Annotated in this window: 19 protein-coding genes; 3 read left to right on the top strand and 16 right to left on the bottom strand. The window is 72.0% G+C overall.

Features of this window, described 5'->3' with window-relative positions; genetic code table 11:
- Positions 1–108 precede the first annotated feature (108 nt).
- The 6 genes from AB0M88_RS20560 to AB0M88_RS20535 all read right to left on the bottom strand — a co-directional run bounded on the left by AB0M88_RS20560 (position 109) and on the right by AB0M88_RS20535 (position 9,966).
- Positions 109–858, bottom strand: coding sequence for a hypothetical protein (locus AB0M88_RS20560; protein ID WP_364104223.1), 750 nt, complete (start codon positions 856–858; stop codon positions 109–111).
- A 106-nt stretch (positions 859–964) separates the two neighbouring features.
- Positions 965–2,311 carry a M1 family metallopeptidase gene (locus tag AB0M88_RS20555; RefSeq protein WP_364104221.1) on the bottom strand — a complete coding sequence of 449 codons (1,347 nt, stop codon included), beginning with the start codon at positions 2,309–2,311 and terminating at the stop codon, positions 965–967.
- The gene (locus AB0M88_RS20550) at positions 2,308–6,150 is read right to left on the bottom strand and encodes a Pls/PosA family non-ribosomal peptide synthetase (RefSeq protein ID WP_364104218.1); all 3,843 of its coding nucleotides are present in this window, start codon (positions 6,148–6,150) and stop codon (positions 2,308–2,310) included. Before AB0M88_RS20550 ends, AB0M88_RS20555 begins: the two co-directional genes overlap by 4 nt.
- A gap of 313 nt (positions 6,151–6,463) precedes the next feature.
- Positions 6,464–6,898: an MEKHLA domain-containing protein gene (locus AB0M88_RS20545; protein WP_364104215.1), complete on the bottom strand. Its 435-nt coding sequence runs from the start codon at positions 6,896–6,898 to the stop codon at positions 6,464–6,466.
- Complete coding sequence (locus tag AB0M88_RS20540; RefSeq protein WP_364104212.1) at positions 6,895–8,361, bottom strand: hypothetical protein; 1,467 nt, start codon at positions 8,359–8,361, stop codon at positions 6,895–6,897. Before AB0M88_RS20540 ends, AB0M88_RS20545 begins: the two co-directional genes overlap by 4 nt.
- Before the next feature lie 75 nt (positions 8,362–8,436).
- Positions 8,437–9,966 (bottom strand): glycoside hydrolase family 76 protein, encoded by a 1,530-nt coding sequence (locus AB0M88_RS20535; RefSeq protein WP_364104209.1) that lies wholly within the window; start codon positions 9,964–9,966, stop codon positions 8,437–8,439.
- Between the two features lie 163 nt (positions 9,967–10,129).
- Here AB0M88_RS20535 and AB0M88_RS20530 point away from each other — a divergent pair, with 163 nt between their 5' ends.
- Positions 10,130–11,182 (top strand): glycoside hydrolase family 43 protein, encoded by a 1,053-nt coding sequence (locus AB0M88_RS20530; RefSeq protein WP_364104207.1) that lies wholly within the window; start codon positions 10,130–10,132, stop codon positions 11,180–11,182.
- Between the two features lie 24 nt (positions 11,183–11,206).
- On the opposite strand, the gene AB0M88_RS20525 is transcribed toward AB0M88_RS20530, so the two are convergent.
- From AB0M88_RS20525 to map, 3 genes are all read right to left on the bottom strand, one after another.
- Positions 11,207–11,920: a polysaccharide deacetylase family protein gene (locus tag AB0M88_RS20525; protein ID WP_364104204.1), complete on the bottom strand. Its 714-nt coding sequence runs from the start codon at positions 11,918–11,920 to the stop codon at positions 11,207–11,209.
- On the bottom strand, positions 11,917–12,783 hold the full coding sequence (locus AB0M88_RS20520) for a glycosyltransferase family A protein (RefSeq protein ID WP_364104201.1): 867 nt from the start codon (positions 12,781–12,783) through the stop codon (positions 11,917–11,919). Before AB0M88_RS20520 ends, AB0M88_RS20525 begins: the two co-directional genes overlap by 4 nt.
- Before the next feature lie 134 nt (positions 12,784–12,917).
- On the bottom strand, positions 12,918–13,733 hold the full coding sequence (gene map / locus AB0M88_RS20515) for a type I methionyl aminopeptidase (protein ID WP_364104198.1): 816 nt from the start codon (positions 13,731–13,733) through the stop codon (positions 12,918–12,920).
- A 63-nt stretch (positions 13,734–13,796) separates the two neighbouring features.
- On the opposite strand from map, the gene AB0M88_RS20510 reads away from it, so the two are divergent.
- Positions 13,797–14,063, top strand: coding sequence for a helix-turn-helix transcriptional regulator (locus tag AB0M88_RS20510; protein ID WP_364104196.1), 267 nt, complete (start codon positions 13,797–13,799; stop codon positions 14,061–14,063).
- 22 nt (positions 14,064–14,085) lie between these two features.
- Here AB0M88_RS20510 and AB0M88_RS20505 read toward each other — a convergent pair whose 3' ends face one another.
- The 5 genes from AB0M88_RS20505 to AB0M88_RS20485 all read right to left on the bottom strand — a co-directional run bounded on the left by AB0M88_RS20505 (position 14,086) and on the right by AB0M88_RS20485 (position 19,080).
- Positions 14,086–15,705 carry a methyl-accepting chemotaxis protein gene (locus AB0M88_RS20505; protein ID WP_364104193.1) on the bottom strand — a complete coding sequence of 540 codons (1,620 nt, stop codon included), beginning with the start codon at positions 15,703–15,705 and terminating at the stop codon, positions 14,086–14,088.
- A 163-nt stretch (positions 15,706–15,868) separates the two neighbouring features.
- Positions 15,869–16,825 (bottom strand): non-homologous end-joining DNA ligase, encoded by a 957-nt coding sequence (gene ligD / locus AB0M88_RS20500; protein ID WP_364104190.1) that lies wholly within the window; start codon positions 16,823–16,825, stop codon positions 15,869–15,871.
- 100 nt (positions 16,826–16,925) lie between these two features.
- Positions 16,926–17,369: a nitroreductase family deazaflavin-dependent oxidoreductase gene (locus AB0M88_RS20495; protein WP_364104188.1), complete on the bottom strand. Its 444-nt coding sequence runs from the start codon at positions 17,367–17,369 to the stop codon at positions 16,926–16,928.
- 65 nt (positions 17,370–17,434) lie between these two features.
- Positions 17,435–18,223: a TIM barrel protein gene (locus AB0M88_RS20490; protein WP_364104185.1), complete on the bottom strand. Its 789-nt coding sequence runs from the start codon at positions 18,221–18,223 to the stop codon at positions 17,435–17,437.
- On the bottom strand, positions 18,220–19,080 hold the full coding sequence (locus AB0M88_RS20485) for an NAD(P)-dependent oxidoreductase (RefSeq protein ID WP_364104182.1): 861 nt from the start codon (positions 19,078–19,080) through the stop codon (positions 18,220–18,222). Before AB0M88_RS20485 ends, AB0M88_RS20490 begins: the two co-directional genes overlap by 4 nt.
- A gap of 12 nt (positions 19,081–19,092) precedes the next feature.
- Here AB0M88_RS20485 and AB0M88_RS20480 point away from each other — a divergent pair, with 12 nt between their 5' ends.
- Positions 19,093–19,950, top strand: a complete 858-nt coding sequence (locus tag AB0M88_RS20480) for a hypothetical protein (protein ID WP_364104179.1) — start codon at positions 19,093–19,095, stop codon at positions 19,948–19,950.
- Here AB0M88_RS20480 and AB0M88_RS20475 read toward each other — a convergent pair.
- Both AB0M88_RS20475 and AB0M88_RS20470 read right to left on the bottom strand, forming a co-directional pair.
- The gene (locus tag AB0M88_RS20475) at positions 19,943–21,577 is read right to left on the bottom strand and encodes a CoA-transferase (protein WP_364104176.1); all 1,635 of its coding nucleotides are present in this window, start codon (positions 21,575–21,577) and stop codon (positions 19,943–19,945) included. The two genes, AB0M88_RS20480 and AB0M88_RS20475, sit on opposite strands and share 8 nt — an antisense overlap.
- 91 nt (positions 21,578–21,668) lie before the next feature.
- Complete coding sequence (locus AB0M88_RS20470; protein WP_364104173.1) at positions 21,669–23,108, bottom strand: aldehyde dehydrogenase family protein; 1,440 nt, start codon at positions 23,106–23,108, stop codon at positions 21,669–21,671.
- Between the last annotated feature and the right edge of the window lie 3 nt (positions 23,109–23,111).

Genomic DNA, 23,111 nt, shown 5'->3' with positions numbered 1-23,111 from the left:
GTGCGTGCGCCGATGTCGCTGCCCTACCACCCCCACAACACCACCCCCTCCCCCGCTCCGCGGGGGGCGGCGGCCACGACCCCCACCCCCCCCCCCCCCCCGGCGGCGTCAGGCGCCGATCTTGGACAGGTCCAGCGTGTCGGCCGCGGCCGGCGCCTTGATGTCGCTGAAGGTCTCGCCGAACTCGGTGAAGTCGAGACCGCCGTCGGCCGCCGTCGGGCCCGCGAGCTTCAACGGGTACGGCTCGCCGGTGGTGGCCACGTACAGCGTGCCGCCGTCCGAGCCGCCGTCGACCAGGCTGATGGCGGGCGTGCCGTTGACCGGCTTGACCGGGCCCTTGGTGAGGGCGCCGTCGGGGTCGAGGAGCTGGTCGACGTCGGTCACGGTGAACAGGCCGCCGAGGTCCTTGTTGCTGGCCGGCACGATGACCCACCGGTCGCCCACCACCTGGATGATGGTGTCGGCCTGCGCGGCGGCGGTCATCTTCCAGAACGCCGCGTCGGGCTTCATGTACTGCTTGCCGCCCACGCGGAGCAGCTCGATCTTGGCCTTGCTGACCGTCATGGAGCCGACGACGTCCGACCCGCTGATCTTCAGGTCGAGCGCGGTCTCCTGCCCCTGGTCGTTGATCGCGCCCTTCATGTGGAAGGACTTGGCCGTCTTGAGCGCGGCCTTCGCCTTGGCGACGATCGCCGCGGGCTCGAGCGCCGCCACCCCGTTGTCGGCCGGCGCCGCGGACGTGGTGGTCGCGGGGGCCGCACCCGAGGTGCCCTTGTCGTCGTTGCTCGCGCACCCGGCCAGCAGTACGACCGCCGCCCCGAGAATGGCCAGGTTACGGCCGGTCGCCCTGATCTTCACGATCTGTTCCTCCCCGTGCCGCCGCACCCGCGGCGGCGTTGCTTCGATCCTCGTGATCGAACACAGCGCTCAAGATAGCCGGTGCCGCTCGGGGGCCGGCATCGGATCAGAACCCGAACACCGGCAGCGCGGGCAGCGCCCGGCGGTCGAGCCAGGCCGTGAGCAGCGCGTCGACGGGGGCCGGGGCGAAACGCCAGACGTGCTCCCGGAACTCGTCGGTCGTCACCGTCCCGTGCTGGTGTTCGGCGACCCACGATCGCAGCAGCGCGAAGAACGCCGGATCGTCCATCTTGGTGCGGAGGGCGTGCAGGGTCAGCGCGCCGCGCTTGTAGACCATCGGGTCGAACATCCGTTCCACACCCGGGTTCGCGATGGTGATGGTGGCCGGCTGCGCCGCCAGCCGGGCGTGCCAGCGGGCGGCGTGGACGTCGGCCGACGGGCCGCCGGAGGCGGCGGACCACAGCCATTCGGCGTACGTGGCGAAGCCCTCGTTGAGCCAGATGTGCCGCCAGTCGGCGACCGTGAGGCTGTTGCCGAACCACTGGTGGGCCAGCTCGTGGGCGACCAGCCGCTCATGGGTGCGCCGCCCGTCGAGGTGGTTGCGCCCGAAGACCGCCATGCCCTGGGCCTCGATCGGGTCGTCCAGGTCGTCGTCGGCGACCACGACGACGTACTCCCGGAACGGGTACGGCCCGAACAGCCCCTCCAGGACCGTCATGATCTCGCCGTGCCGCCCGAGGTCGTGGGCGAGCAGGTCGCGCAGGCGGGGCGGGACCGCGGCCCGCTGGGGCACCCCGCCGGCGGCCAGGTCGACCAGGTCGTACCGGCCGACCTGCACGCTCATGAGGTAGGGGGCGGTGGGCTCGTTGCGCTCGTACACCCAGGTGCGGGTGGTGGCGCCGCGGCGCCGGGAAACCAGGTCCCCGGTGACCGCGACCGTGTACGGCGCCGCCGTGGTCAGCGTGACCAGGAAGGTGGCCTTGTCGTCGGGCCGGTCGTTGCACGGGAACCAGGACGGCGCCCCGTTCGGCTGGCTGGCCACCAGCGCCCCGTCGGTCAGCTCGTCCCAGCCGATGTCGCCCCACCGGCCCGAGATGGGCACCGGGACCCCGGTGTACCGGACCTCGATCTTGAACGTGGTGCCGTACTCGATCGGCCGCTCCGGCTTGACCCGGAGCTTGCCCGGCCGGTGGGTGAACCTCGCCGGCCGCCCGTCGACCCGGACGTCCTGGACCCGGAACCGGCCGAGATCGAGGCTGAACCGGGACAGCGACTGGACGGTCCGGGCCGTGATGACGGCCTTACCGGCGAGCCGGTTCGTCATCACCCGGTAGTCGAGGTCGAGGTCGTAGTGGAGCACGCGGTAGCCGCCGTTGCCGTGGGCGGGCAGGTACGAGTCGTCCGAGTACTCGGCGCCGGGTGTGGCGCCGAGCGGCCCCACACCCGGGGTCATGCCCAGTTCGCGATCGGGTTACCGCGCCATCGGCTGTCGTCGGGCACGACATCGCCCCGGGTGACCAGCGAGCCCGGTCCCACGGTGGTGCGCGCGCCGATGCTCGCGCCGGGCAGCACGATCCCGTGCGGGCCGAGCGTGGCGCCCGCGCTCAGAGTCACCTCGTCCATGCTCATGATCCGATCATGGAACAGGTGGGTCTGTACAACGCAGCCCCGGTTGACGGTGGCGCCCGGGCCGATCCGCACCAGGTCGTACTCGGGCAGCCAGAAGGTCTCCAGCCACGCGCCCCGGCCGATCTTCGCGCCGAGCGTCCGCAGCCAGATGTTGAGCAGCGGGGTGCCGGTGGCGAAGCGGAACAGCCACGGCGCGGCGAGCACCTCGACGAACGTGTCGGCGAGTTCGTTGCGCCAGACGAACGACGTCCAGAGCGCGTGCTCGGTGACCCGGAACCGGCCCACCAGCAGCCACTTGGCGGCCGTCGCGGTGAGCGCGGCGACGATCGCCGCGACCAGCAGGACCGGGCCGGCGGCGAACGCGGCCGCCCAGTCGCCGGCCGCCTGCCAGATGCGGGCGAGCGCGGCGAGCACGAGGACCGCCAGGGCGCCGGCGAGCATCACCGGGACGATCCGGCACAGCTCGATCGCGGCCCGGGCCATCTTGAGGCGAAGCGGCGGGTCGTAGGTGCGGCTGGTGTCGGAGGCCCCGACCGTACGGCGCAGCGGCATCGGCGGCGCGCCGAGCCACGACGAGCCCTTCTTCGCCTTGCGCGGCGCCGACGAGAGCACCCCGACCAGGCCCCGCTTGGGCACCGACCGGCCGGGCGCCGCCATCCCGGAGTTGCCCAGGAACGCCTGCTTGCCGATCCGGGCCGGGGCGACCCGCAGCCAGCCGTGGCTCAGCTCGTACGTGGCGACCATCGTGTCGTCGGCCAGGAACGCCCCGTCCTCGACCGTGGTCATCGCCGGCAGCGCGAGCACCGTGGAGGCCTCGACGTTGCGGCCCACCCTGGCCCCCAGCAGCCGTAGCCACACCGGCGTGAACAGGCTGGCGTACATCGGGAAGAGCGCGAACCGGGCCATCCCCATCAGGCGCTCGGTGGTCCACACCTGCCACGCCACCCGCCCCCGTACCGGATGGAAGCCCTCCCGCACCCCGAGGCCGAGCAGGCGGACCGCGACCAGCACCAGCAGGGCGTAGGTGAGGAAGTAGGCGACGGCGGCCGCCGGAACCATCAGCAGCGTGCCGGTGAGGGCCGGCCGGGCCAGCAGTTCGAGGGCCGGAAGCACCGCGGCCACCGGCAGGAGGCCGAGCAGCTGGGCGGTCAGGCTGTACCAGGCCACCCAGATCCTGGCCCGGCGCACGGGACGCTCGGTCGGCCAGGCGGCCGCGCCCTTGGTGGCGCGCACGGCCGGCGAGCCGGCCCACCGCTGATGCGCCGGCACCGCACCGGTGACGGTCGACCCGGCGGCGATCTTCGCGCCCTTGCCGATGCGGGCGCCCGGCATGAGCGTGCTGCGGGAGCCGATCCGGCTGCCCGGGCCGATCCGCAGCTTACCGATGCGCACGACGTCGCCGTCGATCCAGTAGCCGGAGAGGTCGACCTCGGGTTCGATCGCCGCGCCGCGGCCCAGCTTCAGCAGGCCGGTGACCGGCGGCGCCGAATGCAGGTCGACGTCGGGGCCGATCTGCGCGCCGAGCGCCTTGGCGTACGTGATCATCCAGCCCGCGCCGGTGACGCCAGTGGCGCCGGTGAGCTCGGCCAGCCGCTCGGCCGCCCACAGCCGCAGGTGCACGCCGCCGCCGCGCGGGTAGTCGCCCGGTCCGACGCCGCGCAGCAGCAACCGGGCCCCGGTGGCGGCGACCGCGATCCGGCCGGGCGGGCTGAACAGCAGCACCCAGGCGGCCGCGATCCCCCACCAGGACACGTGTGGCGCCCAGGGCACCAGCAGATTGCCCAGCGCCGCGAGGACGCTGGTCCAGCGCAGTCCGACCAGCGCGAGCATGGGCAGCATCAGCAGGCCCTGCAGCAGCCCGGCCCGCCGCGGAGTGGGCCGGACCTCGCGGCGGACGGTCGCCGTGGTGTCCAGCGCGTCGAGGACCGCCGCCATCGGTGCGAGCAGGGGCTGCTGATAGACGTCGGCCACCGACACCTGCGGGTGCGTCTGCCGGATCCAGGCGACCAGCTGGGCCGCGCTGAGGCTGCCGCCGCCACTGCTGAAGAAGTCGGCGTCGGCGGCGTCCGGGCGTACACCCAGAACCCGCTCCCAGCCGCCGGCGAGCCACTCCTCGGTCGCCGTCAGTTCGGCGGCGGCTTCGCCGCCCGAGGCCAGAGGCCACGGCAGGGCGGACCGGTCGACCTTCCCGGAGGTACGCGTCGGCAACTCGGCCACCTCGGCCAGCAGCGGCACCAGGGCGGCCGGCAACTGCTCGCGGATGCGCAGCCTGGCCGCCGCGGCATCGAAGCCCTCACGCGGCACGACATAGCCCACCAGCAGCTGGTTGCCGGCCGCGGTCCGCTTCACCGCGGCGGCCGCACCGGCGACAGCGGGCAGCGCCTGCAGTGCGGCATCGACCTCGCCCAGCTCGATCCGGCGCCCGCCGAGCTTCACCTGCTCGTCGCCGCGGCCGAGGAACAGCAGGCCCTCCGGCTCCGCCCGCACGATGTCACCACTGCGGTAGGCCCGCTCCCAGCCCAGGGCCGCCAGTGGCGCGAACTTCTCGGCGTCCTTCGCCGCGTCGAGGTAGCGGGCCAGGCCGACCCCGCCGATGACCAGCTCGCCGGTCTCGCCCATCGCGACCGGAACGCCGGCCGGGCCGACCACGGCGAGTTCCCAGCCGGCCAGCGGCAGCCCGATGCGCACCGGGCCCCGGCCGGTCATCCGCGCGGCGCAGGCGACCACGGTCGCCTCGGTCGGGCCGTAGGTGTTCCAGACCTCGCGCCCGTCGACGGCCAGGCGCTCCGCGAGCTCCGGCGGGCACGCCTCGCCGCCGAAAATCAGCAGGCGGACGTCGTCGAGCGCCTCGACCGGCCACAGCGCGGCCAGGGTCGGCACGGTCGAGACGGCGGTGATGCGCTGCTCGGCCAGCCACGGACCCAGGTCGACGCCGCTGCGAACGAGCGAGCGCGCGGCCGGCACCAGGCAGGCGCCGTGCCGCCAGGCGAGCCACATCTCCTCGCAGGAGGCGTCGAAGGCCACCGACAGGCCGGCCAGGACCCGGTCGTCCGGGCCGAGCCCGTCCTCGCCGGCCAGGAACAGCTGCGCCTCGGCGTCGACGAACGCGGCCGCCGCGCCGTGGGTGACGGCAACGCCTTTCGGCGTGCCGGTGGAACCGGAGGTGAAGATGATCCAGGCGTCGTCGGCCGGTTCCGGCCGTCCGGCGCGGCCTCCGGGTGTACGCCGGAGCGCCACGTCGAGCCCGTCCCCGATGACCGCGCAGACCTCCGCCTCGCCGAAGACCAGTTCGGCCCGCTCCTCGGGGTCGTCCGCGTCGACCGGCACGTATGCCGCGCCCGCCGCCAGCACGCCCAGGATCGCCAGGTAGAGCTCGGCCGTACCGGAGGAGACCCGCACACCGATCCGGTCGCCGGCGCCGATCCCGTGCCCGCTCAGGGTCGCCCGCAGCGCCTCGATCTCGTCGGCCAGCTCGCGGTAGGTCAATCTGGTCGCGCCGGTGTCGATCGCGCGGGCCGCCGGATGAGCCTCCACGGTCGCGTCGAGGATGTCGACCAGGGTGCGGCGGACCGGGGCGGACGGACTGAGAAACAGGGCCGGAGCGGCCGGCGCCCCGGCGGGTTCGGGAAGTTCGATCAGCTGAAGGTCAGTCGTCACCGTCACCGGGCGTGCTCCATCTCCACCTCGCGGGTCAACGTCGGCCAGGCGCGCAGCACTCAGCCGCCCGGGGGGCAGCGTTCAAAGCTACGCGAGGCAAACGGGAGTTGACGGCACTATGGCGAATTCGTGTCCGCGGCCACACCGGCGCCACTGAGCACATGCGCCCCGGTGATGCCCGTCCGACTCCACCGCGGTGACGCTTCGACCGGGTGGCGTCCGGGCACGTGTCTGATGTGGACGGTCCGCACTATCCTGGCGTTCATCAAGGTAGCCACCGGAGACAAACGTCGTTGCCTCCGGCGGCCGGATCGGCGTCTCAGCTGGTGCGGGGGATCAGGGCGGCCTGGCCGGCCAGGGTGCCGCCGGCGTCGAACAGGTTCCAGAGGGTCACGTCTTCGATCCAGAACTGGTGGCCGTCCCGGGCGACGCGTGGGCCGCGATAGCCGGTGGCGTAACCCTTTCGGCGTACGGAATCGATGAAGGCGTGCCGGGAGGCGCGGTCTTCCTCCCCCGCCGAAAGGCGGGACGGCAGGCCGGTGAACTCGTCCCGGCGGTAACCGAAGGCCTCCTGGGCCTTGCGGTTGGCGTAGACGAACAGCGGGTCCGGCGACGTGTCGTGGGCGAGCAGCCCGAACGGGGCGTCGTCCAGCCAGGCGGCCGCCTCGGCGCCGCGCCGGCCGTCCGGGACGAGCGGCTCGCCGAGCAGCTTGAGGTAGCTGTCGGCGAGCATGTCGGCGAAGGCGGCGTTCACTGGACGAAGATGTCGACCGACGGCCGCATCTGCGCGCAGATCCGGAGGACCTCGTGGATCGGGTGGTCCTCGAACGCCTTGACCAGGGTCGCGTCCGAGTTCGTGGCCGTGTACGCGGTCTGCGTGAGCAGGTAGTCGAAGCGGGGCGCCCATTTGCGGGAGCCGAGCCGGGCGGTCGTCGAGCAGTTGTCCACCATGTACGCCACCCCGCGGGCGTGCATGTAAGGGTTGAGTGAGTCGGTCGCCTCGATCACCGACTCGTTCGCGATCTCCGAGTAGGGGTGGCCCTTCTCGATGAACGTGTCGATCTGCGCCATCATCACCCCGCAGAACGTGCCCGCGGTGAACGCGTCCAGCGGCAGCCGGGCGTCGTCCCGATCCTGGCGCGCGACCTCGCCGGCCCGCCACATCGAGGCCTGGTCGATCTTGCCCATGGGGAAGCGGGCGAGCCGCTCGCCGGCCAGGATCACGCTGCGGATCTCGTTGCCCGAGGCTACCTCGTCGTAGATCTCGTGGGTGAGCTCCAGTCCGACCGGGTAGGCCGCCGCGTACGCCTGGCCGAAGACCTCGCGCCCGGCCGCGTCCAGCTTGCGGTAGAGCCCGATCAGCCCCTCCTTGGAGACCGTCCGCGAGATCGGCCCGGTCACGCAGTCGACCGAGTGCCGGTATGCGTCGGTCTCGGTCAGGCCCTGTTCGCGGAACCGGCGGTACAGGCTTTCCACGATGCCGTGGACCCCGCCGAGTAGGATGGCCCGCTCGCCGGTGAGGTCCGAGAGGTACTCCGAGCGCAGTGTCGTCTGGAACGTGTACGGCGCGCCCAGCCCGACCGACCAGCCGAGGGCCCGGTCGACGGCCCGGCCGCTGACGTCCTGCTCGACGGCGAAGCTGGCATTGATGCCGGCGCCGTTGGTCTCGGCGCCCTGCCGGTAGAGGGCGCGCACCGAGGCGCCCATCCCCTTGGGGCAGACCGCGATGACGTCGATGCCCTCCGGGAAGCGGCCGCCCCGCTGCTCGAGGTAGCCGAGGAGGAAGCCGTGCGACAGCCCGAGCGTCGCGCCCGGCCGCAGCGCCGCGAAGATGGATTCGTGCAGCGCGGCCTGGGCGGCGTCGGAGATGAGCAGCAGCACCATGTCGGAGCCGGCGATGACCTCGAACATCTCGCCCAGCGTGCCGTCGGCCTCGGAGAAGCCGGCCGCGCGGGCGGCCTCGAAGGAGGACGAGCCGGCCCGCAGGCCGACGACGACCTTGACGCTTCCGGCCAGGGAGTCGCGCAGGTTCTGCGACTGGGCCGAGGCCTGCGGCCCCCACCCGATCACACCGATCTGGTTGATGCCCTCGAACGCCCGCGGCAGCCGGTCGAACAGGTCCCGCCCGCCCCGGACGATGCCCTCCCGGGTGCCGGCCAGCGTGATGTATTCCTTGTCGAAAACGGTGGTCTCGAAGTCCCACTCACGTGTGCTCATGTCCATGAGAGCGCACCGGCCGGGCCGAAGTTCGATTTGGGAACGATGTTGTGAGATGACCCACCTGGCCGGCCCCTACGGCGCCGCGTTCATCAGGTCGAGGGCGCTGTGCTGGCAGCCGTGGTTGGTCTGGGTGAACGGGCCGGCCCAGTGCGGGCCGTAGGCGTCGAGACTGTTGCGGTCCTTGCCGTACGCGCTGTCGGCGTTGCGGGAAAGGTAGGTGTTGTAGGCGCCCCCGACCGCGGTGTTCAGCGCGCCGAGGCCACGGATCGCCGCCCCCTTGAACGAGGCTCCGTCGTTGTTGCACGAGTCGGACTCGTTCGGCTCCCGCAGGATCCCGCCGGGCGACAGGTAGCCGCTGGTCGTCATCGCGTCGCCGATCCGGCGGGCGACGGCCAGCGCGTTCGCGTCGCCGGTCAGCCGGTTCAGCTGGACCAGGCCGTCGATCAGCACGCCCTGGTTGTAGGTCCAGGTGACGTCGCCGTTGTTCTTGCAGGTGCTCAGGTTGACACCGTCGTTGACCAGATTGGAGCCGTTGAGCATGCCGGTGCCCTGGAACCAGGTCCACGCCTGCTGGGCCCGGGTGCGGTACGTCGTGTCGCCGGAGATGCGCTGGCTGAGCTCGGCGTCGAGCTGGATGTACAGGCTGTTCTCGATGGCGTTCTTGCTCGTCCGGGCGGTGCTCCACCAGACTCCGCCGCCGCAGGTGCCGTCCCAGTAGCTGTACATGTAGTCGGCGTCCGCACGGGCGGTGTTGAGGTAGCGGCTGTCGCCGGTCACGTCGTACGCGTCCACCCACGCGAGGCCCCACCAGCCGGTGTCGTCCAGATAGCCGTTGCGGAACTGGCCGCCCTGCGCGTTGATGTTCTTGTCGTAGGTGCTGGCGATCGCGTACTGGTAGCTGGTCATGCCGCTGCGCTTGATGTTGTCGATGACCGCGGTGAGCGCGTTGGCCCCGGTCCACCAGCCGGTGGAGTCGAACAGCCCGGTGGTCCGGTCGAAGCGCATCATCAGCGCGGTCGCCGCCGCGGTGCGCCGGTCCCACGCGTTCCAGGTGCTGCGCGCCCACGACGTGCAGCTGATGTCGGCCCGGTCGCCGGCCTTGCCGCAGGCGCGCAGCGCGCCGACGCCGTTGGTGTTCCAGTCGTCCACGTTGTACTGAGCCGTGCGCCGGCTGGTGCTGCCGCTGGGGATGGTCGCGTCGCCGAGCTTGCTGCCGCTCGACCAGGTCTGGCCGCCGTCGAAGGAGCGGTCGATCCACACCTCGTCGGTCGCCTGGCCGCCCTCGACCGAGGCCGATGCCATCGCGTCGGTGTCGTTGACGTGGAGCTTGAACGTGCGGCCGAAGAGCGTGCTGGTCACCGGGACCCGGTCGCTGGGGGCGGAGGCCGCGTCGCGGCCGTCGCAGTACTTGTTGCAGATGACGGCGTTGACCGCGGCCAACGACGAGGAGGAGGCCGGCGCGGCCGGGCGGTGGGTGGTTCCGCCGGAGGTCGACGTCCGGGTGGTCGCGGCCGGCGAGGGGGTGGCGGGCGAGGGGGCCGCGTGGGCCGCCGGGGCCGGAAGCGCGGCGCTGATCACCAGGGCGGCGGCCGCCGCTGTCATCGTTCTCGATCGCCTGTGCACGGGGGCCTCCTCGGGTGACATCGTTGTCAGTAGAAATTGACAACTATTAATATGTCAAGCGTTTGCACGGTCGTCCGGTGGTCCACTGCCCGTCGGGGCAAAATGATTGACGCCCCTCTATGCGTGCGGCGAAGCTCGCTCCATGCCCCGTGCCCGCGTGCTGGCCGTCTTCTCCGCCCTCGCCGTCTTCTCCGCCCTCCTGCCCGCCGCCTCGGCGGAAGCCGGCCGGACGACCCTGGGCGGCGCCGACCCCAGCGTCATCAAGGTCGGCGGCCAGTACGTCGCCGCGAAGTCGGTCGACGGCGGCATCGCGATCCGCACGGCGTCCACCCTGGACGGCATCGCGACCGCGGCCAAGCACCAGGTGTGGAACGACAGCGGCGGGCTCGGCGAGGTCTGGGCGCCCGAGATCGTCTACAACGCGGGCCGCTACGACATCTACTTCTCGGCCGGCACCGGCGCCGCCCACCGGATGTACCACATCAGCTCGGCCAATCCCGACAGCGGCTACACCGCCGCCACCAAGGTGGCCCTGCCGGACGACAAGTGGGCAATCGACGGCATGCCCTTCACCTTCCAGGGCCAGCGCTGGTTCGTGTGGTCCGGCTGGGCCGGCGACACCAACGTCGAACAGAACCTCTACATCGCACGGATGACCGGCCCCGCCACCACCACCGGCAGCCGCTACGTCATCTCGCAGCCACGGGAATCGTGGGAGCGGGTGGTCGGCAACCCGTACATCAACGAGGCCCCGGTGGCCGCCCTCGACCCGAGCGGGCAGCTGCACGTCGTCTACTCGGCCAACGGCAGCTGGAGCGACAAATACTGCCTGGCCGACCTCCGCCTGCGGGCGGGCGGCGACCCGACATACGTGTGGGACTGGTACAAGAGCAACGGGTGCCTGTTCGGCTCCTACCAGCCCGACATGATGGCCGGCTGGGACGCGACGCTGTCCGTGGACGGGCCCGGCAGCAACAGCTTCGCGCTGACCAACGGGGACATCGCCCAGAGCCCGCCGTCCGGCAACCGGTTCCCGACGATGTACCACGCGGTCGCCAAGGGCACGCCGTATTCGTGGTCGGCCCGGTACTGGTACATCGGCTCGGCGGTCTGGTGGGGCAAGACGACCTACCACCGGGCCAACGTGCCCGGCGCCACGACCGACGTCGGCTTCAGCCTCAAGTTCTTCGAGTAGACAGGCTCACCGGGCCGTCCGCCGCTACGGCCGTTCCGAGTAGGCCGGCACGCCGAGCAACTCGTCCACCGTGACGAAGCGGTAGCCCTTCTCCCGCAGCGCCTGGACGGTCAGCCGCACCGCCTCGACGGTCTGGTCGCGGCGCCCGCCCTTCCCGTCGAACCCGTCGTGGAAGATCAGGATGGAGCCGGGCCGGGTCCGGGCGACCGCTCGCCGGGCCTGGGCGGCGCCGTCGCGGTGGAACACCTCGAGCGGATGGCCGAACACCCCGGAGACCGGCTCCAGGCCACGCTTGCGGAGCATCCGCAGCAGGGCCGGCTGCCGCCACAGCCACGGGGTGCGGACCAGCGCGGGCGTACGGCCGAGGTGCCGGCGCAACACGCGCTGGGACTCGTCGATCTCGCGCCGGAAGGCGCCGGGGTTGAGGTAGGTCGAGAACCGGTGGGTCATCGAGTGGTTGCCCACGACGTGGCCCGCCACGAGGAGCCGGTCCGTCGTCGCCGGGTGGCGCTCGACGCAGACACCGACCTGGAAGAACGTGCCGCGGATCCCCTGACCGTCCAGGAAATCGGCGATCTCGGACGTGTACGGCTCGTTGGGCCCGTCGTCGAACGTGAGCGCCACGACCCGCTCGTCCTGGCGGCGCCGGTAGGGATAACGCCCGAACACCTGGGCCGACGGCGCGATGAACAGCCACCCGAGAACGAGGATCGCGGCGATCACCCCGGCCGCGATCACCGGGGCCGGCCCTGCACGTAGTGCACGACGTTGTCCGCGGTGTGGGCGACGTACTGCCGGGGCTGCGGCAACCCGACCAGCGCCAGCCCGGCGAGCACGGCCGCGACCGCGACCTTGAACCGCCGCCGCGCCGGGGCCGGGCCGGTCTCCCGGCACACCGGCGCCGTGCCGAGCACCCGCCGCCCGAACAGGCGGTTCACGAAGTACGCGGACAGGTAGAACACGAACAACGACACGAACAGGTTGTACGCGAACCCGCGCGTGAACCGCCGCCCGGAGGTGAACGTCGGGTTGGAACCGTCGTAGACGACCGTTCCCTCGCGGCGCATCCGGCGCAGCAGATCGAGCTCGTCGCCGCCCTGGGTCAGCGTGGTGTCGTAGCCACTCCACCGGTCGCGGCGGAAGGCGATGTTGGTGGCGCTCACGTAGTAGGTGCGGCCGGTCGCCCGGTAGACCAGCCCGACCGCGCCGAACAGCGCGCGGGCGAACACGCGCCCCCACTGTGGACCGTCCTTGTAGCGGCACGGCCCGACCACCGCCACGACGCCCTCGCCGAAATTCCCGTCGATCTTCGAGAGCCAGTCCGGCGCGTACGTCGTGTCGGCGTCGGCCGAGACCACGATCTCCCCGCTGCTCGCCTCGGTGCCGGCCTGGCGGGCGTTGCACACCCCGGGCACCGGCTCGCTCACCACGCGGGCGCCGAGGCTCCGCGCGACCTCGGCGGTGGCGTCGGTCGAGTTGTTGTCGACCACCACGATCTCGTACGCACCGTCGAAGTCCTGCGCCCGCAGGGAGCGGATCGCCGCCGGGAGATAGGACTCCTCGTTGTAGCAGGGGACGACGACGCTGAACCGGATTGTCATGGCAATCAGCCTCGGCCGCGGCACCGGCCGGAAACCATCGATGATCACCCCGGTTGCACCCTGAGAAAGAGACCCCGGGACCTCTCAGGGAGGGCACAGGCGGTGGCGTTCCGCCGCGGTTCGCGTCGATGCCGTTACGACTGGGCGACCTTGCGGCCGGGCCCGGCCGGGGCGGTGCCGCGGGCCGGGCGGCGGGTCAGGACCTGGGGGCCGGACGCGGTGACGGCGATGGTGTGTTCGGAGTGGGCGGTGCGGGAACCGTCGGCCGAGCGGATCGTCCAGCCGTCGTCGTCGTACCGGATCTTGTCGGTGGTGCGGCAGAGCCAGGGCTCGATGGCGATGGTGAGGCCCGGGTCGAGTTTCATGCCGCGGCGGGGGCGGCCGCTGTTGGCCACGTGCGGCGCCTCGTGCATGGTGCGGCCGATGCCGTGGCCGCCGAACTCGTTGTTGACGCGGTAGCCGTACGAGTGGGCGACCTCGCCGATCGCGGCCGAGATGTCGCCGAGGCGGCCGTCGGCCTGGGCGGCGGTGATGCCGGCCTCCAACGCGACCTCGGTGGCCTCGATGAGCTTGAGGTCTTCCGGGTCGGGGGTGCCGACGACGACCGAGAGCGCGGAGTCGGCGACCCAGCCGTCGATGCCGAGTGCCATGTCGATGCTGACCAGGTCGCCGTCGCGCAGGACGTAGTCGTGGGGGAGGCCGTGCAGCACCGCGTCGTTGACCGACAGGCAGAGCACGTTGCGGAACGGGCCGCGGCCGAACGAGGGGGCGTAGTCCCAGTAGCAGGACTCGGCGCCGCGTTCCTTGATCCGGCGGCGGGCGTGATGTTCGATGTCCATCAGGTTGACGCCGACCGCGGCCACGCCGCCCAGCTCGGCGAGCAACTCGCCGACGAACCGGCCGGCCACCGCCATCCGGCCGATCTCCTCGGCGGACTTGAGCTCGATCACGACATGCTCCCTCTACCGGCATTGTTATACCGGTATTTTTATACCACGGGCTATTCTGCTGGCATGGTTCGCCAACCACTGACCGCCGAGCAGATCGCCGCGGGCCAGCGCCTCGGCACCGCCCTGCGGGCCGCCCGGGGCGGCCGCAGCCTCGTCGACGTGGCGCTGGCGGCCGGCATCTCTCCCGAGACGCTGCGCAAGATCGAGGCGGGCCGCCTTCCGGCGCCGGCGTTCGGCACCGTGGTCGGCCTCAGCCGGGCCCTCGACGTCCCCCTCAGCGACCTGGCCGACGTCTGGCTGGCCGACACGGCCGTCCGCCAGGCGTCCTAGACCGCACGCCGGGCCGGTCCGGTCAGTAGCGGAAGCGGGCCAGGTTGGTCTGCAGAGCGTTGGCGACGCGGGCGAGGTCGGCCGAGGTCTGCTCGGTGTTGGCGGCGGCGCCGGTGGTCTCCTCGGCGGCCTGGGCCACGCCGCTGACGTTGGCGCTGATGTCGGCCGAGCCGATGGCGACCTCGCTGACGTTGCGGCTCATCTCCGTCGTCGTCGCGGTCTGCTCCTCGACGGCGGCCGCGATCGCGGTCTGCGTGTCGTTGATCTGCTGGATGACCTCGCTGATCGCCTCGATGGCGATGACCGCGGCGCCCGAGTCGGCCTGGATGGCGGTGACCCGGGTCGAGATGTCCTCGGTGGCGCGGGCGGTTTCCTGGGCGAGGTCCTTGACCTCGGCCGCGACCACGGCGAAGCCCTTACCGGCGTCGCCGGCGCGGGCCGCCTCGATGGTGGCGTTCAGGGCGAGCAGGTTCGTCTGCTCGGCGATGCTGGTGATCAGTTTGACCACGTGGTCGATCTCGGCCGACGAGGCGCCCAGCTGATTGATGATCCGTCCGGCCTCGGCCGTGCTGCTCACCGCCGAGGCGGCGACCTCGGCCGCGTTCGAGGTCGAGCGGGCGATCTCGGTGATCGACGCCCCGATCTCCTCCGAGCCGGCGGCGATCGTGGTGATGTTGACGCTGATCTGCTCGGCCGCCGAGGACGCCGCCTGGGCCTGGCCGGAGGAGCGTTCGGCCGACTCGTTGACCGACTTCGCGACCGCCGCCAGCTCCTCGGAGGACGAGGCGAGGGTGGCCACGTTGAGGCCGATGTCGGTCATGGAGCCGGCGAGGCGTTCGAGGGCGGTGTTGAGCGAGGCGTTCATCCGGCCGATCTCGTCGCGGCTGCGGACGTCCAGCTTCTGGTCGAGGCGGCCCTCGGCCAGGCGGCCCAGCACCTGCACGGTGCGTTTGAGGGGCCCGGCGATGGAACGGCTGACGACGACCACGACCACCAGGGACAGGAGCACAGCGGCGGCGATCAGCGCGATGATCAGCGTACGGGCGCGGCCGGCCGCCGCCTTGGAGTCGGCGAGCGACCGCTCGGCCGCACTGGCCTCGATGCCGGACAGGGTGGCCAGGGACTGGCTTACCGCGTCGATCGGCGTCTCGGCCTTGGCCGCCCGGACCGCCAGGAACCGGGCGGTGTCGCCGGACTGGGCCAGCGGGATCAGCTCCTGGTCGCGGACCTTGCGGTAGGTGGCGAGGTTGTCCTTGAACGCCTGGACCTGGGTCTCGCGGCCGGTCAGGTCGGTGGCCTCGTAGGCGGCCCACTGCTGGTCCAGGTCGCCGTCGAGCTCGGTCAGGGTCTTCTGCGTCTCCGCCTTGGCCTCCGCGGTGGCGGCGACCAGCAGGTTCGTCAGGTGGAAGCGCAGCAGCGCGGCGTCCTTGTCGACCTTGCCGACGTAGTCGATCGCGAGCAGGTTGTCGCGGTACATGCCCTCGGTGCGGTTGTCGGTCTCTTCCAGCCGCAGGATCCCGACCACGCCGATGACGACCGTGAACACGCAGACCACCGTGAAGCCGACGGCCAGCTTGGCCGCCACCGGAAGGTCGCGGAACCACGACAACGGCCAGGAATTCGAGGTGTTGACGGCGGGCATCGGCCGGTTCCTTCCCGTACGCGAAGACGTCGGCCGGTTCAGTCCCGGCATTCTTCGTGTCGGCAGTGTCCGCATCCGGCTGAGCGTGTCCGGAATAATCAGACCGCCCGGTCCCGGTCGACGCCGGGTCAGACTTTTCGGAACGGGATGCCGAGCAGAGCGGCTAGGGGACCTTCCGGGCCTTCTCCCGTACGACCTCGGATGCCGGCTTGTCGGTCCGCAGCCCCTGGAACCGGGCCTGACGCAGGAGCCCCTCGCGCGTCCATTCGGCGAACCCGATCTGGGCGACGATCTCCGGGCGTACCCAATGAGCGTGCGGCTCCCGAGCCGCCATGCGCCCGAACGGGTTTTCGGCGACCGTGAGAGCGTCGAGGCGGGAGCGAAGCTCCGTCAGCCGGGCCGTGTCGAAGCCCGTGCCGACGCGGCCGGCATAGACCAGCTCCGGGCCGTCGTAGTAGCCGAGCAGGAGCGCGCCGAAGCCGACCCGCGAGCCGGCCGGGTCGGTGAAGCCGGCCACCACGAATTCCTGGCCGTGCACGCATTTGAACTTCAGCCAGTCCCGGGAGCGCCCGGCGACGTAGGGCCCGTCGGCCCGCTTGGCGATGACGCCCTCGTCCCCGCGACGGCAGGCGGCCTCGTAGGTGGCGATGCCGGCGCCGTTGCGGTGCACCGTCCAGCGCAGCGCTCCGCCCCACGAGACGTTGTCGCGCAGCAGGCGCTTGCGCTCCCGCAGGGGCCGGGCGCGCAGGTCGGTCCCGTCGAGCCAGAGCAGGTCGAAGACGCAGTAGGTGACCCGGACCGCCGAGGCCCGGGCCTCGGCCTCGGCGTGGACGCCGCTGCGCTGCTGCAGCCGTTCGAAGCTCGTGCGGCGGCCGGAGAACGCCACCACTTCGCCGTCGAGCACCATCGGCCGCCGCTGGTCGCCGACCGCGTCGGCGACCTCGGGATAGGTCGCCGTCATCGACTGCTGGTTGCGGGAGAGCAGCCGCACCGAGCCGTCGCCCTCGTGTTCGGCGAGGCAGCGGATGCCGTCGAACTTCCGTTCGAAGATCCATTCCGGGTCGTCGAACCGCTCGTCGGTCAGAGTGGCCAGCATCGGCGGGGTCCAGTCGAACGGCACCGGGGCCTCCTGAAGGTCGCGGGTGAACTGACCGGACCACTACAGCACCTGATCGCGAGAAAGGGGTGACCGCCGGGGCCGGGCGGTCACCCCGTCGCTTTCACCGGTCGGTCGGCGTGAGGACGAAGATGGGCATGATGCGCGTCGTCTTCGTCTGGTAGTCGGCGTAGTCGGGCCAGACCTCGATGGCTCGCTTGAGCCAGGTCTGATATTCCTCGCCCTGGACCTCGCGGGCGGTGTAGTCCTTCTTGGCCGGCCCGTCCTGGAGTTCCACGTGGGGGTTGGCCACCACGTTGTAATACCAGACCGGGTTCTTCGGGGCCCCGCCGAGCGACGCGACGACGGCGTACTCGCCGTCGTGTTCGACCCGCATGAGCGGGGTCTTGCGCAGCTTGCCGGAGCGGGCGCCCACGGTCGTCAGGATGATGACCGGGCCACCGCCCGGGTTCTCGAGGCCCTGGGTTCCCCCGGAGCTCTCGTAGAGCTCGACCTGATCGCGGACCATTTCCCACGCGCTCGGCTCGTATTCGCCGGTCAAAGGCATATCTGCGCCTTTCTGCTCTTGTAGTGGGATACGTAAGCGGACTATACCCCGGTTACACGATAGCCCTACGCCAGACCGGCGATCCAGCCCAGCCCGGCCGTGGTCGTGCCCGCCGGCCGGTATTCGGCGGCCACGCGGCCGTCGTAGCCCGCCGTCTCGAGCGCTCGGAGCACCGCCCGGAAGTCGATCCGACCGGTGCCGGGCTCGTGCCGCCCCGGCGCGTCGGCCAGCTGCACGTGCCGGATTCGGTCGGCGTGGTCCCTGATCACCGCGAGCAGGTCGTCGCCGTTGTTCGTCAGGTGGTAGGTGTCGAGCAGCAGCCCGGTGTTCGGCCGGCCGGCCTCGTCGAGCACCCGGATCGCGTCGGCCGCGGTCCGCAGCGGATAAGCGCCGTTCTCGCCGTCGGTCAGTGGTTCGAGCACCACCGTCGCGCCCAGCGGAAGCAGCCGGTCGGCGGCCGTCCGCAGGTTGGTGACGGCGGTCGCCGGGCTGAAATCGGGCCCGTCCTGCCCGTAGAGGGCGTTGAAGACGGCACAACCGGTCCGCTCGGCCACCTGCGCGACGACGTCGAGGCTGCTGGCGAACTCGTCCGTACGGCCGGGGTGGCTGAGCACGCCACGCTCGCCGCCGGCCATGTCGCCGGCGTAGAAGTTCATCCCGGCCAGGTCCCCGCCGGCGCCGGCGAGCAACGCGTCGATCTCGGCCTGGGGCGGCGCCGCCGACGGGAAGGGCCACCAGCACTCGACGGCGCCGAAGCCGGCGTCCCGGGCGGCCACGAACCGGTCGAGCAGCGGCACCTCGGTGAAGAGCAGCGACACGTTGGCCACCAGCTCGTAGCGACCGGCCCTCATCATCGGGTCCTCCCGGAGAGCTGTTCGACGAGCAGCACGAGTGCGGCATGATCAAGGCTGCCGCGGCCCTGCGCCCGCAGGGCCGCCATCAGCGTGGCGACCAGCGTGCCGACCGGCGCAGCGACGCCCAGCTCGCGGGCCGACGAGGTGAAGATGCCGAGGTCCTTGTGGTGCAGGTCGGCCCGGAAGCCGGGCTCGAACGACCGCGCGAGCATCGCCGGGGCCTTGCGGTCGAGGACCGCACTGCCGGCCAGGCCACCGGCGAGCACCTCGACGGCCGGTGTGAGGGAGACCCCGGATACGTCGAGGAAGGTGAGCGCCTCGGCGACCAGTTCGATGGTGCCGGCGACGATCAGCTGGTTGGCCGCCTTGACGGTCTGCCCCGAGCCGACGGGTCCGACGTGGACGATCGTCCGGCCGACCGCTTCCAGGATCGGGTTTGCGGCGGCGAAGTCCTCGGCGCTCCCGCCCGCCATGACCGACAGCGTGCCGTCGATCGCGCCTTGCTCACCGCCGCTCACTGGCGCGTCGACGAACCGGCCGCACTCCGCCGCCAGCTGCCGGGTCACGTCAGGGCGGATCGTCGACATGTCGATGATCAGCGTGCCCGGGGCGGCGTGGAGGAGGATCTCGCGGACCACCTCGGCGACGTCGTCGGTGTCCGGCAGCATCGTGACGACGGCATCGGCGCCCGTCACCGCCTCCGCGATCGAGGCGGCCCCTCGCCCGCCGTCGGCGACGAAGGCTTCGACCTTCCCCGGGCTCCGGTTGTACGCGACGACGCCGTAACCGGCCGCGAGCACGTTCCGGGCCATGGGAGCACCCATGACGCCGAGCCCGATGAACGCGATGGTGGTCATATCATCGTTCCTATGGTCCATTCTCTGAAGCCCCTCTCCGGCGCTGACGGTGTCTTCGCGATGGCCGCGCTGGACCACCGGGAATCCCTGCGGACGATGCTGCGCGAGCACGGCGGTGCCCCGTTCGACGAGTTCAAACTGGCCGGCGTGCGGGCCCTCGCCCCGCTCGCCACCGCGCTGCTGCTCGAACTGGAGACCGCGCGGCGTCCCGAGTGCCGCGCCGCGTTGCCGCCGTCGACCGGGCTGATCCTGGCCGCCGACGTGTTCGACCAGCCGCCGGGGCAGCCGGTGCTCGACTCCGGTCTCGACGAGCGGATCACCCCGGCGGTGGCCGAGGAGGTCGGCGCGCACGCGCTGAAGCTGCTCGTGCTGTGGCGCCCCGACTCCGGCCTCGACGAACGGGCGCGGCTGATGGAGCGATTCGCCGAGCTGTGCCGGCGCTGCGGGCTGGTGAGCCTGGTCGAGGGGATCGTGCGGCCCCCGGCCGGCCGGCCGTGGACGGCGGCCGGGGAACGGCACGAGGCCATCTTCACCGCCGCGCTCGAGCTGTGCTCGTTCGGCGTGGACGTGTACAAGGCCGAGATGCCGGGATATCTGCCCGGCGACGTCTCGCGGGTGCGGGAGGCCTCGGTCGCGTTCGACCGGGCGCTCGGGCGGCCCTGGGTGGTGCTGTCCAACGGCGTGCGGGCCGAGGATTTCCGGCCGGCGATGACCGAGGCGGTCGCCGGTGGGGCGCACGGTTTCCTGGCCGGCCGGGCGGTGTGGAGCACGGTGCTCGACCGCACCGACATCGAGACCGCGCTCGACACCGTGGCCGCCGAGCGCCTGCGGTCGTTCGCGTCGGCCGCTCGGGAGGCCCGGCTCACCTGAGGAACACGCCTGCCGGGTCGAAGGAGCGCAGCACGGCCAGGTCCTCGGCCGCCGGGTCGGGCTCCCGCGTCACGTCGGGCGCGATCGGCAGATCCCATCCGGTGTCGGCGCGGACCGACTCGGCGTCGGCGTCACCGAGGAGGCGGGTGGCCACGAATTCGCCGTCGCGGCGTTCGAGCACCGCCTTGGAGGTGACGACCGTGCTCACCCGGTCGCCCGGCGCGGTCACGTAGCCGACCCGGTCGAGCAGCCGCTCGCGGCCGTGCCGGATGACGACGACCACCTCGTCCGCCGCGGTCGCCACGTCGTTGGCCCCGCCGGAACCTACGACGAAGTCCCCGGACGCCGACCACGTCGAGTTGATGTTGCCGTGCCGGTCGAGCTCGCCGGCCCCCAGCACCGCCAGGCTCGATGCCGCCGGGCCGCTCACGTCCCGGCCGAGCACCGCCATGACGTCGGTGAGCTGCAGGCAGGTCGGCATGTTCCGGCGGGCGAACAAGTAGGGGTCGCCGGGCTGCGGACGGAAGCCGAACATGCCCAGTTCGGCGGCGAGGCTCACCGGTTCGCCGCGGTCCTGCAGGGGCCGCGCGGCGGTCCACGCGGCGAGGTGGGCGAACCCGATGCCGGACAGCACGATCCGGTGGCCGGCCGAGGCGATCCGGTCGCGCAGCACGCGGACGGCGGCGAGCGTCATCCGTTCGTCGTCGCTCGCCGGTCCGGTGCGTGCCGCCACCGGGGCCGGGGCGTCCCGCGGCGCGCGCTCGCGGAGCTTGGCCAGGAACCCGTCGTGGGATCCGGGCGCGACGATCCACTCGTCGATCCAGGCACGGAACGTCTCCGGTTCCCGCGCGGCCGAGCGCACCGAGGCCATGAACGCGTCGTCCTCACCGTAGCCGTCGAGCTCGTCGAAGCCGGTCGTGTCCAGGCCGTACGGATGGGAGCCGAACGGCGTGACGCACACGGCCCGGACGGCGTGGGCGGGAATCATCGGCATCGTGTTGTGCCGGCGGATCGTGTCGGCGTCGACGATCCGCTCGACGCACGCGACGACCCCGTCGCGCGCGGCCAGCGATCCCCACGCGCCCTCGCCGTACGGCGGCGGCAGCAGCACGTTGCCGGCCTCGTCGGCCGCGAGCCCGTGGATCAGCGTCAGGTCGGGCCGGTACGCCTTGACCATGTTTTCCGCACGCTCGAAGCCCTTGCGCGTCTGGAAGGCGGTGCCGTCGTGTTCGGCCGCCATCCCGCTGCCGGCGAGGGAGCGGGTCGGATAGCCGTCGACGCCGAGCGCCCCCGCGACGAGCCGAGCCGTGAGTGTCCACAGTGACCAGTTCTCGATGGTGACCCGGCCGTCGCGGATCGCCCGCTGCAGCGCGGGATTGGGCCGCGGGGAGGGGTAGTTCTCGCCCGCGTAGGCGACGACCAGGTGCCGGACGAGCCCGGCCTCGACGAGCGCGTGCTGAGTGTTGACGAGCCCGTGGGCGCTGACCGTGAAGCCGGGCGAGGTCCCGTGGTACCGGCGGATGATCTCGGCGACCGCCGCGTTGGGCCGGCCGCCGCCGTAGCCGAGGTGCAAGGCCATGCCGGGCCGGACGAACCGGCGTACGGCCTCGTCGAGCGGCAGGATCATCAGTGAACTCTTTTCAAGATGGCGAGGGCCGGAGAGCCGGCAGCGGACAACGGCCCGGAGGTCGTTCGCCCGAAGCCGGCTTGAAAAGGGTTCACTCCTCGGCCCGTGCCGTGCGGGTTCCGGCGTTGAGCACGACCAGCTTCTGGTGCACGAGCGACGCCACCGCGTACCGGATCCCCTCGCGGCCCTGGCCGGAGTCCTTGACCCCGCCGTACGGCATCGCGTCCGAGCGGTAGCTCGGGGAAACGTTGACCAGCACCGTTCCGGTCTCGGCCCGGCGGGCGAAGTCGATCGCGTGGGCGAAGTCGTTGGTGAAGATGGACGTGTTGAGCCCGAACCGCGAGTCGTTGGCCGCGGCCAGGCCCTCCTCGGCGTCCTTGACCGGCACCACGATGACCACCGGGCCGAAGACCTCCTCGCAGCGCAGCGGCGACGCCACCGGCACGTCGGTGATGACGGTCGGCCGCAGCAGGCCGCCGTCGTCGAACGTGTTGCCGGTGACGACCCGCGCGCCCGCCTCGACCGCGTCGTCCAGCCAGCGCTTGACCCGGGTCTTCGCGTCCGGGCTGACCAGCGGGCCGACGTCGGTGGCCTCGTCGGCCGGGTCGCCGGTGACCAGCGCCTCGACGCGCCGGGCGAACTTGTCGAGGAAGGCGTCCCGCACCGCCTTGTGCACGAACAGGCGCTGCACGGAGACACAGGTCTGGCCCGAGTACGAGAAGCCGCCGCTGACCGCCGCGTCCACGGCCAGGTCGACGTCCGCGGTCTCGTCGACCACGAGCGCGGCGTTCGACCCGAGTTCCAGGATGTGGTGCTTGCGGGGCGAGGCCGCCTTGATGCCCCAGCCCGCGGCGGAGGAGCCGGTGAAGCTGAGGACCCCCACCCGCTCGTCGTCCTGCAGGCGTCCGACGATCATCCCCGGGTCGCCGGTGACCAGGTTGAGCCAGCCGGCGGGCAGGCCGGCCTCCTCGAACGCCTCGGTCATCAGCCCGGCGGTGAGCGGGGTGCGCTCGGAGGGTTTTAGCACGACCGGGCAGCCGGCCGCGATCGCCGGTGCCACCTTGTGCAGCACCAGGTTGAGCGGGAAGTTGAACGGGGTGATGGCCCCGACGACGCCGAGCGGCTCGGGCAGGGTCAGGGCGATCAGGCCCGACCCGCTCGCGAATCCGTCCAGGGGCACCGCCTCGCCGGGCAGCCGCCGGGCCTCGTCGGCGGCCAGGCGCAGCGTGGTGCGCGCGCGCTCGACCTCGGCCCGGGCGGTCCGGATCGGCTTGCCGGCCTCGCGGCTCAGACACTCGGCAAAATCGAGAGCACGGCGGGTCACGATGTCGCGGACGGCGTCGAGCACGTCGGCCCGGCGGTGCGGGGCGAGCCCGGTGCGCAGCGCGCGGTGGGCCGCCTCGATCGCGGCGTCGACCTGGGCCGCGTCGGCCCGGGCGAAGGTGCCGACCGTGCTGCCGTCGTACGGGTTCGTGACCTCGACCGATCCGTCGGCCCCGTCGATCCAGCGGCCGTCGATGAAAAGTCGCATCGT

Origin of the sequence: Actinoplanes sp. NPDC051411 (assembly GCF_040682075.1) — a bacterium.
Lineage (GTDB): Bacteria > Actinomycetota > Actinomycetes > Mycobacteriales > Micromonosporaceae > Actinoplanes.
The sequence above is the reverse complement of the archived record's forward strand: the minus strand, read 5'-3'. Positions and strand labels throughout refer to the sequence as shown.

What these genes read in the sequence shown, in the direction of transcription:
- AB0M88_RS20480 (WP_364104179.1), top strand. Translation starts at nt 19,093, where the DNA reads ATGGTCCATTCTCTGAAGCCCCTCTCCGGCGCTGACGGTGTCTTCGCG.
- AB0M88_RS20530 (WP_364104207.1), top strand. Translation starts at nt 10,130, where the DNA reads ATGCCCCGTGCCCGCGTGCTGGCCGTCTTCTCCGCCCTCGCCGTCTTC.
- AB0M88_RS20485 (WP_364104182.1), bottom strand. Translation starts at nt 19,080, where the DNA reads ATGACCACCATCGCGTTCATCGGGCTCGGCGTCATGGGTGCTCCCATG.
- AB0M88_RS20490 (WP_364104185.1), bottom strand. Translation starts at nt 18,223, where the DNA reads ATGATGAGGGCCGGTCGCTACGAGCTGGTGGCCAACGTGTCGCTGCTC.
- AB0M88_RS20535 (WP_364104209.1), bottom strand. Translation starts at nt 9,966, where the DNA reads ATGACAGCGGCGGCCGCCGCCCTGGTGATCAGCGCCGCGCTTCCGGCC.
- AB0M88_RS20470 (WP_364104173.1), bottom strand. Translation starts at nt 23,108, where the DNA reads ATGCGACTTTTCATCGACGGCCGCTGGATCGACGGGGCCGACGGATCG.
- AB0M88_RS20510 (WP_364104196.1), top strand. Translation starts at nt 13,797, where the DNA reads ATGGTTCGCCAACCACTGACCGCCGAGCAGATCGCCGCGGGCCAGCGC.
- AB0M88_RS20505 (WP_364104193.1), bottom strand. Translation starts at nt 15,705, where the DNA reads ATGCCCGCCGTCAACACCTCGAATTCCTGGCCGTTGTCGTGGTTCCGC.
- AB0M88_RS20555 (WP_364104221.1), bottom strand. Translation starts at nt 2,311, where the DNA reads ATGACCCCGGGTGTGGGGCCGCTCGGCGCCACACCCGGCGCCGAGTAC.
- AB0M88_RS20540 (WP_364104212.1), bottom strand. Translation starts at nt 8,361, where the DNA reads ATGAGCACACGTGAGTGGGACTTCGAGACCACCGTTTTCGACAAGGAA.
- AB0M88_RS20495 (WP_364104188.1), bottom strand. Translation starts at nt 17,369, where the DNA reads ATGCCTTTGACCGGCGAATACGAGCCGAGCGCGTGGGAAATGGTCCGC.
- AB0M88_RS20475 (WP_364104176.1), bottom strand. Translation starts at nt 21,577, where the DNA reads ATGATCCTGCCGCTCGACGAGGCCGTACGCCGGTTCGTCCGGCCCGGC.
- AB0M88_RS20520 (WP_364104201.1), bottom strand. Translation starts at nt 12,783, where the DNA reads ATGACAATCCGGTTCAGCGTCGTCGTCCCCTGCTACAACGAGGAGTCC.